General features: G+C 61.4%; 5 protein-coding genes. 3 read left to right on the top strand and 2 right to left on the bottom strand.

All coding sequences use genetic code 11. The features are described 5' to 3' along the window. Positions 1-2 precede the first annotated feature (2 nt). From ACZ5D1_RS03560 to ACZ5D1_RS03550, 3 genes are read left to right on the top strand one after another with little or no spacing between them, the layout of a single operon-like run. Entirely contained in the window at positions 3-5,165 is a 5,163-nt protein-coding gene (locus ACZ5D1_RS03560; RefSeq protein WP_464555937.1) for a M28 family peptidase, read from the top strand. Further along, positions 5,162-7,177: a DUF6785 family protein gene (locus ACZ5D1_RS03555; protein WP_464555936.1), complete on the top strand. Its 2,016-nt coding sequence runs from the start codon at positions 5,162-5,164 to the stop codon at positions 7,175-7,177. The genes ACZ5D1_RS03560 and ACZ5D1_RS03555 overlap by 4 nt, the downstream gene beginning before the upstream one ends. Before the next feature lie 9 nt (positions 7,178-7,186). After that, the gene (locus ACZ5D1_RS03550; protein WP_464555934.1) at positions 7,187-9,142 is read left to right on the top strand and encodes an OPT family oligopeptide transporter; all 1,956 of its coding nucleotides are present in this window, start codon (positions 7,187-7,189) and stop codon (positions 9,140-9,142) included. Positions 9,143-9,246: 104 nt separating this feature from the next. Here ACZ5D1_RS03550 and ACZ5D1_RS03545 read toward each other — a convergent pair whose 3' ends face one another. Together ACZ5D1_RS03545 and ACZ5D1_RS03540 are read right to left on the bottom strand one after the other, a co-directional pair. Beyond that, positions 9,247-11,259, bottom strand: a complete 2,013-nt coding sequence (locus ACZ5D1_RS03545; protein WP_051363887.1) for a monovalent cation:proton antiporter family protein — start codon at positions 11,257-11,259, stop codon at positions 9,247-9,249. Positions 11,260-11,856: 597 nt separating this feature from the next. Then, complete coding sequence (locus ACZ5D1_RS03540; RefSeq protein WP_011366806.1) at positions 11,857-13,308, bottom strand: 4Fe-4S dicluster domain-containing protein; 1,452 nt, start codon at positions 13,306-13,308, stop codon at positions 11,857-11,859. Positions 13,309-13,433: the final 125 nt, after the last annotated feature.

The raw sequence follows: 13,433 nt of genomic DNA, 5'->3' as shown, positions 1-13,433 counted from the left end.
GCATGCATACACATTCCTGCAACGCGACGCCGCACCCTGCTGCGGCATCATCGGGACGGCCCGTGTCCGCCCCGGCGCGGCGGTATGTGCTGCTGGGACTTCTGCTGTGCTGTCTTGCCCTGCCGCACAGCGCCGACGCCACTGAAACCCTGACAATGCAGCAGACAATCCGTGCGCTGGCGTTCCTCAAAGACCGCTCGCCCGGCACCACGGGCGCGGCGCTGGCCGCAAGCCTTATGGAACGGGGCTTTGATGCCGCTTTTCCCACGCCGGACCTGCAATCAGCAAGAGTGGTCATCGGGCGGCACCCCTTTACCGTTCCGGCACGCCGACACATGGGCAGCAGCATAGCCCTGCTGCCAGACGGGCCGCCGGCCGCCATAACGCCGCTGCTCATGAACCGGCTTTTCACCGGTGCAACAGGCGACGGCGGCATAACCGGCAAAGCCGTATGGGCTGCCAAAGGCTCGCTGGCCGAATTTGAAGGGATGGACGTCAAAGGTTCCGTGGTGCTCATGGACATGGATTCCGGCAAACACTGGATCAATGCCGCACGGCTGGGGGCTGCCGCACTGATCATGGTGGACTTCACCGGTCCCGGCGACCCCGCACGGCGGCTCTTCCGTGAAAAGCTGGAACCCACTCCGGTGAATTTTCCGGTTTTCTGGATGCAGGCGGAGCAGGCTGGCCGGATGTTCGGCCCGCTGAACCGCCGGAACCCCGCCGCGCTGGACAAGGAAGTGCTGCTGCAGTCATCCACGGTGTGGCAACCGGCCGAGGCCGATAATGTTTTCTGTTTCATTCCCGGCACAGCCCCGCAGCAGGACGGCGGCTATCTGCTGGTGGAAGCGTTCTACGATGCCACGGGCATGGTGCCCGGCAACACTCCCGCCGCAGATCAGGCTGCTGGTGCTGCCATGCTGCTTGAAACGGCCCGTCAGTTCGCCGCGGCCCCCCCGCAGCGCCCCGTACTGCTGGTGGCAACAGCCGGACACGATCAGGGCAAGGCCGGAAGCCGTGAGCTGGCATGGGCTCTTTCCGCGGAGCGTGCAGCCATCACAGCGCGGCAGAACGCGGCACGCCTGCGCGCAGCCGACGCCCGCACAGTCCTGCGCGTGCTCTCGCATCAGGCTCCCCTCAGAGAAGCCCGTTCGGAACAGGCTTACAGCGACGGCAGTCACGAACTTGTCCGGCTGGCCTTCCGCGAGGCGGTGCGCAACAAAGAAGACGCCATCACCCGACAGCTGATGCGGCTCCGGCTGGAGGCAGACTCCGCCGATGCCGCCGTGCGCATCCGTCAACTGGCGGCACAGCGCATCACCCTGCGCCGTCTGGGCTGGACATCCGGCACCCTGCGGCAGAACGACCCCATGCGCAGTGAGGAAGAAGCTGTCCTTGAAGCCCTGCTGCCGGTTGTACGCTCTGCGCAGGAACAGATGGCCCGCCACGCCGAGGCTGAAGAGCAATCCATGACCGGCGCCCTGATACTGCGGGACCTTACCGGATCACGGCGCATGGACGCAGGGGTTTCGCTGCATCTTTCCAGTCACGGTGACGGGCTGGGGGCCTTTCAGTACGGCTGGCTGTACGACCTGAACGACACCGTCAACCGCACCCGCCAGCTGAGCGCTGTTGATTCGCGGCTGCGCCGGGCATCCGACAGCCGCATACGTCAGGTTACCGGCAATGCAGATGCGACACGGGCCTACCGCCGGTGGCTGCGGCAGGCGGCATCGGCCCGCGCGCGCGGGCTGGAGCCTCTGCCCTACACGCCGCCGGTGCCCATGCTGCTTTCCGACACGCTGCGTCCCAGCCGTGCCCGCCCGTGGCAAAGCTATCTGCCCGACAAACCGGCACTGGGTGCCGAACCGCTGGCTCTGGCCGGTTTTCCTGCGCTTACTCTGGCCACTCTGCACGACACGCGCACGGTATGGGGCACCCCCAATGATGTGCCGCAGGCCGTGGACTTTGACTTTCTGCAACGGCAAAGCGAACTGGTGACAACGCTGCTGCACGGTCTTGCCACCGGTCCTCCGCCCGACACCGGCAAAATGCAGCCCAGCGGTTTTTCCGCACTGGACGGCCGCGCCAACATGCTGAGACAGGGCGAACTTTTTCCCGACAGACCCGCTGACGGGACAGTATTCCTTGTTTTTCAGGGCGATTCCGTGTTTCCGGCCATGAGTGACGCGGGCGGCAGGTTTCATGTGCCGGGGCTTGCCCGCTACAGCCAGACAGTGCACAAAGCCATCATAGAAGGATACCGTTTTGACCCGCAGACCGGGCTTGCCGTATGGGCCATTGACAAGGAGGCCACCGGAAAGGACGCCTACCGCGTAAAGATGAAACGCGCTCAGGTGCGCACCGACCTGACCATGTTCAGCTGCGCGCAAAGCACGCTTTTCGGCATGGTCAATCCGCGCACGTTCCGGCATTTCACCGTGCCGCAGCTCATCGACGCCCGCACCGAAGCCGAACCGCTGCGCTACTGGTACAGCCGTCTCGACACGCGCACGTCCACACTCACCACGCTTTTTCTGGAACCGGACATTCCGTACAAGCTGACGCTTTCCGACAATTTCATAGACCGCAAGATGCTGCTGCTCAATGCAGGGGCTGAACATCCGCAGGGCACAGGCTACCGCATGGCAGACTGGCCCGTGCTGTATGACACGGAATACAGGGCAGCCCGGGACATGTGGGCGCTGCTGGGGCCGCGTATAGACAATCTGGAACGCCACGGCATAGTCAATGAACGGGTACGCGACCTGCGCGCACGGGGTGAAAACCTGCTGCGGCTGGCAGACGGTCTGCGGGAGGAACGCCGGTGGGACAGCTATACGGAAGCCGCGCGGGGGGCGCTTTCGCTTGCTTCGCTGGCGTACAACGATGTGGACACCACCCAGCGTGATGTGCTTGCAGGGGTGCTTTTTTACATCGCCCTGTTCATCCCCTTTGCCTACTGCGCGGAACGCCTGCTGTTCGGCTTTGCTTCCATCAACAGACGCATTGCGGCTTTCTGCGCCATACTGCTGGGCATTATAACCGTCATCTACAACGTGCATCCGGCATTTCAGCTTACCTACAGCCCGGCCATCGTCATTCTGGCATTTTTCATTCTGGGGCTGTCGGCCATGGTGGCGTTCATCATTTTTATGCGGTTTGAACGGGAAATGAAGGAGCTGCAGCGCCGCTCGCGCCACATGCGCGGCCCTGCCGTTTCCCGCGGTGCAGCCATGGCTGCCGCGGCCGCCATAGGTGTCAGCAACCTCAGACGCCGCCCCCTGCGCACCGCACTCACAAGCGCCACGCTGGTCATTCTCACCTTTACCATCATGAATTTCACGACGGCCCGATCGGTTCGGCAGGCCGGATGGGTGTCGTTCTCGGCACAGGCGCCATACCACGGGTTGCTGCTGAAGGATGTGGGCTGGCGCACCCTGCCCCCCGAAGCGTGGCAGGCGGCCGCGGCACTGTTTTCGGCCCGCAACGCCACGGCGCGGCAGAAAGATTCCGGCGGCATTGTGGCGCCGCGTGTCTGGTACGAAACCAGCGACCAGACACGTTCGCCCGTACTTCCTGTCCTGCACGGCAGAGAAGAATTCCGCCTGCGGGGCGTTGTAGGGCTTTCTCCCGATGAACCGGCCGTTTCCGGTCTGGATACGGAACTGCTGTCCGGACGCTGGTTCCGGCACGACGAGCAGCAGGGCATGATCCTGCCGCAGCGGGCAGCGGAATCGCTGGGCATCGCCATAACGCACGACGCCCCCCTGCCGCAGGTCACGCTGTGGGGCATGCCGTTCACCGTTACCGGCATCCTGCGTGAAAATGCGCTGCGCACCCGCACCGATCTGGACGCGGAACCCCTGACTCCCATCATCTATCCCAACGAGGCCGCCACGCAGATAAGCGCACTGGAAGCCGAAGCGCTGGCCGACGGCGACGACCTGCTGCGATACGACAGCCGCTACGAACACGTGGACGGCGACATGGTGTGCATTGTGCCCGCCCGCACACTGATGGCCGCCGGAGGCGCGCTGAAAGCACTGGCCGTGCGTCTGCCCGCCGCCGAATCACGCGATGCGGTGCAGCGCGGAACACTTTCCGCCGGAGGACTGGGCGACCGGTTCGGCCTCATGCTCTTCCGCGGTGCGGATCAGGGCACTTTTCTGTACTACGCCGCCAACGCCACCAGCTACTCCGGTGTTTCCGTCATTCTGGTGCCGCTGGCCATATCGGCACTTATCGTGCTGAACACCATGATAGGTGCCGTGCACGAACGTAAGACTGAAATAGGCATATACACCTCTGTGGGGCTGGCTCCCTCGCATGTGGCTTTTCTGTTTGTGGCGGAAGCCATGGCACTGGCAGTTCTTTCGGTAGTTTCCGGATATCTGCTGGCGCAGGGCTGTGCCGCCGTGCTGGCCGGTACGCCCGTATGGCAGGGAATGACAGCCAACTATTCTTCCACGGCCGGAGTGGCTGCCATGCTCATGGTCATGGGCGTGGTACTGCTATCGACTCTCTACCCCGCACGCATGGCCTCGCAGGTGGCCATTCCCGACGTGACCCGCGCATGGAAACTGCCGCAGACACAGGGCGATGTGCTTTCGCTGCCGCTGCCGTTTCTCATCAGAGCACGGGAGCAGGCATGTGCGGGCGGATACCTTATGGACTACTACGAAGCCCACGCCGATATTTCTCACGGCGAATTTTCCACTGATGGCATGGAGTATGATTTCATCCATGCCGGCATGCTGCCGGCGCAGGGCATTCTGCCGGGACAACCTGCCGGCGATGCGGAAGAGTCATGCTTTTCCATGCAGTTCAAAGCGTGGCTGGCACCGTTCGACTTCGGCGTGCGCCAGAACGTGCGGTTGGTTTTCTGCCCGTCAGAACTGTACAGAGGCTACCGGCAGATTCAGGTGATCATCAGGCGGGAAACCGGTGAACAGGCCATATGGCACAACCTGAACAAACGTTTTCTCAACGACCTGCGCAAACAGCTGCTGGTATGGCGTTCACTGGATGACCCGGCACGACAGGCTTACGAAGCAGGTCTGGAAGCGGTTCTTGCCGCGCAGGGACGCGGTCTTCCGCCCGAGGCGGCAACACAGCGTGCTTTGTCCGGCACGGATAACGACAACCGGGGAGGAAAGGCATGATACGGCTGCGCGCGCTCTTCACCGGTCTGGCGGTCAGCCTGTGCCTTTGTGCGGCCGTTCCTCTGCAAAGCGGCCTTGCCGGAGGCGCCCCGCTGGGCGGAGGCCCCATGCCGGTACTGCCTTTTGTGCTGGCCATGCTGCTGTATGCGGCCAGTGCCGCATGGGCCCGGCTGCGCCATACCGCCCCGCCGCTCAGCGGCAACGAAATACTGGTCATCTGGCTGCTGACGGCACTGGTTTCCGGCGTTGCATGGAGCGGACTCACGGAACATTTTCTGCTGCTGGTTACCGCGCCGCTGCGCTTTGTGCAGGAGGGCCTGCCATGGCCCGACGCCATACGCCCGCTGCTGCCCCGCAGCTGGCTGCAGCACGACGCCGCAGCCGTACGCGACCTGTACAACGGTCTGCGCGACGGCCGTGCCATGTCGTGGTCAGCCGTTGCCGCCGCAATACCATGGCATGTCTGGCTGCCGCTGCTGACGGTGTGGGTGGCGTTCATCCTGCTGTGTTACGCCACAATGATCTGTCTGATAAGTCTGTTCGGCCGCCAGTGGGTGGATAACGAGCGCATGAACTTTCCGCTGCTGCGCGTGCCCCAGATGATGGGGGATGCGCTGGACACGGGGCGCATGGGGCAGTTTCTGACAGACAGATATCTGTGGTGGGGGCTTGCCGTGCCTGTAACCCTGCACATGATGAACGGCCTGCACTATGTGACCCCCGGCGTCCCCCAGATAGACACACTGGTGCTGGCAGGTAAATTTTTTCCCAAATACGGGCTGCTTTCCGGATTCCATAAGCTCAGAATATTTTTCATACCCGCTGTTATCGGCTTTGCTTTTCTTACCGCACGGCAGGTGTCGTTCAGCCTGTGGTTTTTTCATCTGACCGGTCTGCTGCTGCTCGGCGTGCTGTACATAACCGGTCTGCAGGCCCCCGAAGCGGCGCTGGGTGTAACGCTTGGACCGGATTTCAGCCGTCCGGAGGAAGCACAGGCACTGGGTGCTTCGGTGATTTTTTTCTGTTTTCTGCTATGGCTTGCCCGCACGCACCTGCGCCGCGCGCTGGGGGCTGCCATACGTCCGGCCGCACACGCCGGCGGCAACGCCATGCATACGGCCGCTGGCGGAGAATGGATGAGTCCCGTCACCGCGCTGCGCGGCGCGCTTGCCGGTCTGGTGCTCATGGGGCTGTGGTGCAGCTGGGCCGGCATTTCCCCCGCGGGAAGCCTGCTGCTGCCGCTGTTGTTTTTTCTGATGCTGCTGGTTGTCTCGCGGCTTATCGCTCAGGGCGGACTGGCAGGTTTTTCGCTGGCAGCCGCTCCCACAGACGGCCTGACGGCCACGTCAGGCTCCGGAATACTGGGCGGCACGGGCATAGCCGCCACAGCAGTCATGCAGAAGCTGCTTTTTGCCGACATGCGCGAATCTGTCATGCCGGTGCTGGTACATGGTGCCAAGGTAACCGGCACAGCCACGGAACACGCGGCTGTCCGCCCCGCAACGGCACGGCGGCGGATACTTGCCGGTATGGCCGCAGCGCTTGTCATGGCGGTATGCGTTTCATTTTTTACCATGCTTCTGATGGCCTACCGTTACGGACTGCGTGACCTGCGGCTGGATTTTGCCTCACGCGCGGTGACGGCGACCTATGAAAACGCATGGAAGCTGCTGGAACTTCCGGCGGCAACCAGCGGCTGGACAACGGGATTCATCCTGCTGGGCATGGCAGTCATGGCCGTGCTTGTGCTGTGTTTCACCCGTTTCTACTGGTGGCCGCTGCATCCGCTGGGCTATCTGGCGGCATATTCTCCGGCCCTGCGCACGCTGTGGTTCAGCATAATGCTGGGATGGCTGTGCAACCAGCTGGTACTGCGCTACGGCGGCACGCGGCTGTACCGCCGCATCCAGCTGCTGTTTGCGGGGCTAGTGGCCGGAGATTTCATCATGGCGGGCGTGTGGGCGGCGGTGTCCGCCTTTACCGGCAATCCTTACCGGGTATTCCCGTTTTAGGCGGACTTGATGTATCAGGACAAGGAACTGCGTGAATACCGCGATCTTCTCACGCCACCGTCGCACTTTGAAGAAGGCTTCGGATGGAAGACCGTCATCGGGGCCATATTCATCGGCTTTCTGATGATGCCCGGCAGCATGTACCTGCAGCTGGTCATCGGTCAGGGCATAGGGCCGGCCGCCCGCTGGGTCACCATTATCCTGTTTGCAGAAGTGGCCAAACGCTCTTACACCGAACTCAAGCAGCAGGAGATATTTCTGCTGTACTACATGGCCGGGGCCGCGCTGGCTTCGCCGTTTCAGGGGCTGCTCTGGAACCAGTATCTGGTGCAGTCCGACGCCGCGCGCATGCTGGGGCTGACGGAATTCATTCCTGACTGGGTGGCACCGCAGCCGGGTTCCGGCTCGTTGCTTGAACGCACGTTTCTGCACAGGGACTGGCTGATCCCCATTCTGCTGCTTACCGGCGCACAGCTCATCCAGCGCATCGATCATTTCGGGCTGGGTTATGCGCTGTACCGTGTGACCAGCGATGTGGAAAAACTGCCCTTTCCCATGGCTCCTGTGGGGGCGCTGGGCACCATGGCACTGGCTGAATCGGCAGAAGACCGCAAAACAGGCTGGAAATGGCGGATATTTTCCATAGGCGGGGTCATAGGTCTGGGCTTCGGGACCGTCTATGTGCTGTTGCCCGCTCTTTCCGGCCTGCTGCTGGCAGAACCGGTGCGCCTTATTCCCATACCGTGGATAGAGCTGACCCCCTACACCGAAAACGCCCTGCCGGCCGTGGCCACCGGTCTGCAGCTTGACCTCGGGCTGCTTTTCGTAGGCATGGTGCTGCCGTTCTGGGCGGTCATCGGCGGACTGGCCGGACTGGTGATCACCATGGTGGCAAACCCCCTGCTGTACGAACACGGCATACTGCACCGCTGGCACGAAGGCATGGCCACGGTGGAAACGGTGTTTGCCAACAACTTCGACTTTTACATGAGTTTCGGCATAGGGCTGGGGCTTTCCATCGGCGCCATAGGCATATGGCAGGTGGCACGTTCTTTTGCCCGCAGCGGCAACAGGCTTGATTTCAGCGCGCTGTTCAATCCGCCCGACGGGCGGGGCGACATCAGTTTCTGGCTTTCCATCGCCATCTATGTATTTTCCACTCTGGCTTATGTGGCTTTGTGCGTGTGGCTTGTCCCTTCGTTCCCCTGGGTGTTTTTTCTGCTGTACGGTTTTGTGTATACGCCGGTGGTCTCTTATGTGACCGCCCGCATGGAAGGCATAGCCGGACAATATGTCAGTCTGCCCATGGTACGCGAAGCAAGCTTCATCGCAGGCGCCAAATACTTCGGCTACAGCGGCATAGAAATCTGGTATGCGCCCATTCCGGTGCACAACTACGGAGAGGCCACTGTACAGTTCCGCCAGATAGAGCTTACAGGCACCAGCCTGCGCGGCATAATCAAGGCTGAGCTGATTGTCTTTCCGGTAGTCATGGTGGCATCGCTCATTTTTTCACAGTTTCTGTGGCGCCTTGCACCCATTCCTTCTGCCAGCTACCCCTTTGCGCAGGAATTATGGCACCTGCAGGCACTTAACTCGCTGCTTATGCAGACCTCAACACTTGAAGGAAACTCTTTGTTTTTTCAGGCTCTTTCCGGAAAATTCGTCGGAATGGGGCTGGGACTGGGCGTAGTGATGTACGGTGTGCTGAGCATCACCGGCCTGCCCGTAATGCTTATTTACGGCATTGTACGCGGGCTGGGGCAATCCACACCCCACGGGCTGGTACTGGAAGTGGCCGGCGCCCTGCTGGGACGTTTTTATTTCCTCAAAAAATATGGCAGCCGGTGGCGCTATTACGCCCCTGTGCTGCTGGCCGGTTTTTCTTGCGGCATGGGACTTACGGGCATGTTTGCCATGGGCTGCACGCTTATTCTGAAATCACTGGGCAGACTGGCTTACTGAATAACGTGCACCTGCTGTGCCCGCTGCGGAAAAAAACACCGGCACCCCGTCAGAGGTGCCGGTTCATGCGTTTTAAAAGTAAGCAACGCGGCCGCGCGTTCCCGCTATTCCACGGGGCAGGCCGTTCCGGCGGGTATTGTATCGTTTTCGTCCGGCAGGGGCGCACCGCCCTTGCTGAACATGGACGCCACAATGCCGATATCGCCGGGGCAGCCCGAAAGCAGAACCTCATCACCGGGCAGCAGTTCCGTCTTGGCCCCCGGCACGGGCAGCACTGTGCCGTTATGCCGCACGGCCATCACCGCCACACGGTACTTGCGGCGGATGTGCAGTTCACCCAGTGTCTTGCCCTGCACGGCGGAACCCTCTTCCACATGTACCTGCCGCAGCTGCATAAAGGGCAGGAAGGAATACTTCCCGCGCTTTTCCAGCTCTTCGGCATCCATCTGGTAGCCTTCGGCACGGATGCGCTCAAGAAACGCCTTCAGTTCATCGCTGCCCACCATAAAGCGTTCCAGAACACGTCCCACCATGGCCACCGAGGCCTCCATCTCGGCCGGCACCACATCATTGGCGCCTGCCTCGCGCATGCCGTCATATTCGCCAAGATACCGCGCACGGGTGATTATCTGCACATCGGGCGACAATTCGCGCACCAGCGCCGTCACTGTCCGGGCCGCCACAGGGTCGGAAACCACCACCGCAACCGCGCGCGCCCGCTCCACGCCCGCATGTTCCAGCATGGTTTCGCTGGCCGCATCGCCGAACATGATGGGAACACCCCGCGCCCGTTCATCACGCACCGTGTCGGGGTTGCTGTCTATGACCACGTAATCGATGTTCCACAGACGGGCCGCCTGCGCCAGATGTCTGCCGCCGGGACCGTATCCGATAATGACCAGATGGTCGCTTTGCGCCGTGCTGGTCACGCCGGTATGGTCGCGCAGCGCCGAGGAGCCTCTGCGCCGCAGAAAACGTCCCAGACGGCCCGCATACCCCGCGGCCCACGGTGTAAGAAACATGGTGACCACCGCAGAGGCCAGAAACAGCTGCATGGCCTCGCCGGAAAAAAGTCCGGCTTCGTTACCCAGCCGGGCAAGGATGAAGGAAAATTCACCCACCTGACACAGCATGCCGCCTGTCATGACCGCGCTGGCAAACCCCAGCCCCGGCAGCAGGGCAGAGCCGGTCACAAGCACAAACTTGGACAGCATGAGCAACGCTGTGAGCGTCAGCACGATGAGCGGATTTGTCAGTGCCAGCCCCACATCCAGACTCATACCCACCGAAACGAAAAAGAAGCATATGAAAAGATCATGCAGCGGCAGCACCTGAGAAGCCGCGTAGTGTTCGTATTCCGAACCGGAAATGACCAGCCCCGCCAGAAAAGCGCCCAGCGCGAGCGAAAGTCCGGCGGCATGGGTGCCCCACGCCACCCCGAAGCAGATGGAAAGAAGCGTGAGCAGAAACAGCTCGCGGTTACGCCAGCGGGCCACATAATGCAGCAGGTGCGGCACCCCGCGCACGGCAAGAAACAGCACGCCGGCCACCACCAGAGCGGTTTTGGCCGTCAGCGTGACCAGCGCCCACGCCACGCTGCCCTCCTGCCCGGCAAGCACCGGTACAAGCAGCATCATGGGCACCACGGCCATATCCTGAAAAATAAGTATGCCCAGCGCGGCCGTACCGTGGGGTGTTTCCACGTCGCCTTTGTCACGCATCAGCCGGATACCTATGGCCGTACTGGAAAGAGCAATGAGAAAACCTATAAAAACAGAGGTGTTCCATGCAAAGCCCAGCAGCCAGTGTGCCACACTGCCAGCCGCCAGCGCGGTGACGGCCACCTGTGTGCCGCCGCCCAGCAGCGCCACGCGGAACAATGCGCGCAGACGGGCTATGGAAAATTCCATACCCAGTGTAAACAGCAGCAGTACAACGCCTATTTCAGCCAGCACGTCCACTGCGGCCACGTCGGAAACCATACCCAGTGCATGAGGTCCGGCAGCCACACCCGCCAGCAGAAATCCCACCATGGCGGGAATGCGGAATTTCTGGGCCAGCAGCACCACGCCCACGGAAAAAGCAAGCACAAGAACAAGATTACCTAGTAACTCCATACGATGTCCTCCGGATGATCGGCCATCAGCATAGCGCAAATCGAAACCGGGCCATAGTGCCGAAGCAGTTTTTTTTCAGCCATTCCAAAATGCTACAAATACAAACAGATGCACAGAATGTCTGCGCAGAGGCACACGATGCGGCGGTCTGCCTGATCTGCCCAGTCTGCCCAGTCTGCCCGATGCGCCGGTCTGCGCCCGATCCGCCCGATCTGCCCGGCGCGCACGGTAAAACGGCGGCGTACCCGAAACGGATTTTGCCTGCCGCCCGCAGCAGCGCGCAAAAAAAAGACAGCCGGTGCACAAGCCCCCTGCCTTTTACGGACAACGCAGACAGCCCTCCGGCGTTGCCGGACAGGACGCCGGACGGCGTGAAAACATGACAGCGGCAGGCTCTGCCGGAGACTGAACGGAAGAAGGGGCGGCGCCATCAGGCAGGAAAATAACGGGCAGACAAACGGGCAGGCAGAAAAAGGGGCAGGGCCGGGAGTGGGCTTCCGGCCCTGCCAGGGGCATGAAGAGAGAACGGGTAACAGGCATGATAAGCGCGGCCGCGTGGGCTGCGGCCGCGCGCGTTCTCCTACGGCAGCCTTCCGGCTAAGAGGCGTCGTCCGCAAAGCCGGGGCTGTTTGCTGCGAATTCGTTACAACGGCGGGCCGCTTTCTGCGGCTGCATGACAATGGCCGGACCGGCCACGCATCCGCCCTGACAGCCCATGACCTCCACAAAGTTGCCTTCGCAACCCTTTTTGGCCCATGTCTTGAGCTGACGGAAAGTTTTTTTGTTCAGGCCGTCCACACTGAGCGGCCGTACTTCTGCGCGGGTGCCTATATGCGCCTGCACACCGGCGGTCACACCGCCGCTGACAGGAAAAGAGCGCCCTTCGCGCATGGCCGGAAACATGAACCGGCCGTCTTCGCAGGCATCGACGCTGATACCAGCGGCAGTCAGCATGGCCACCATTTCCTGAAAAGTAAGCACATGGTCGACCAGCTCATCATGCTTGCCTTCGTTACGCTTTGCCACACAGGGCCCGATGAACACCGTAACCATATCCGGATCATGATCTTTGACCATGGCCGCGGTGTAGTGCATGGGGGTGCGGGTGTCGGAAACAAAAGGAGCCAGTTCCGGCAGGTGCTTGTCCACAAGCTGGGTATATGCCGGACAGCATGACGACGTCATGAATGCCGCGCCGTGTTCCATGCGCTCCACAAATTCATCGGCTTCCAGCCGCGCCGTGGTATCCGCGCCGGAGGCCACCTCGGCCACATCGGCAAATCCCAGCTGCCGCAGGGCCGTGGCCAGTCTGCTCATGGGGGCCTGTACCTGTCCGGCGATGGCGGGCGCCACAATGGCCACAACTTTGCGGCCTTCGCGGATGCGGCGCAGCACGTCGATCATCTGCGATTTTTCAAGCACGGCGGCAAAAGGACAGGCTGCCATGCACTTGCCGCAGAAAATGCACCGGTCATAGTCAATGACCTGCTTGCCGCATTCATCCTTGCTTATGGCCCCCGTGGGGCAGGATTCCTCGCAGGGTATGGGTATCTGCACTATGGCGTGATAAGGACAGACATTCATGCACTTGCCGCACTGCACACACTTGTCGGGGTCGATTCTGGACTTGCCGTCCACAATGCGCACGGCGTCCTTGGGGCAGTGTTGCACACATGCTTCTGCCAGACAGCCACGGCAGGCGCTGGTAGCTTCGTAATGGGTACGCACACAGCCGTTGCAGGCCTCATCGATAAAGGTAAGCATGCTGCCCTGAATGGAGTCGCGTTCCAGCGCACCCTTGGCATACTGGCTGAGCGATGTCAGTTCGTCGGTTTCGTCTTCTATGGCATAGCCCAGCATGGCCATGCAGCGGTACCGGATGATGGCTCTGTCGCGGTAAATGCAGCAGCGCGAGCTGTGCGCCTTTCTGGGGCGCATTTCAAGCGGGATACGGGCCACCTGTTCTTCAAAGGAATCACCATGAAACGCTTTTGCAATACGTACCATGATTTCAAAGTTGATGGTGTTGTCATATGTTCTGAAATACATAACGGCTGCTCCCGATTGCTTCTGCTGTGCCCAGTAGCCCCTTGCGGGGTCCGCTCCATTCGGGCATATGACAGCTGAGCCACGCGCCCGACGCTTGATTGCCTACACAAACAATCAAACCTTTG

It is taken from the genome of Oleidesulfovibrio vietnamensis (assembly GCF_055388115.1).
Note: the sequence above shows the minus strand (reverse complement) of the source record. Positions and strands in the feature narration are given on the sequence as shown.

Coding starts and splice junctions, on each gene's coding strand:
- ACZ5D1_RS03550 (WP_464555934.1), top strand. CDS start 7,187: ATGTATCAGGACAAGGAACTGCGTGAATACCGCGATCTTCTCACGCCA.
- ACZ5D1_RS03555 (WP_464555936.1), top strand. CDS start 5,162: ATGATACGGCTGCGCGCGCTCTTCACCGGTCTGGCGGTCAGCCTGTGC.
- ACZ5D1_RS03540 (WP_011366806.1), bottom strand. CDS start 13,308: ATGTATTTCAGAACATATGACAACACCATCAACTTTGAAATCATGGTA.
- ACZ5D1_RS03545 (WP_051363887.1), bottom strand. CDS start 11,259: ATGGAGTTACTAGGTAATCTTGTTCTTGTGCTTGCTTTTTCCGTGGGC.
- ACZ5D1_RS03560 (WP_464555937.1), top strand. CDS start 3: ATGCATACACATTCCTGCAACGCGACGCCGCACCCTGCTGCGGCATCA.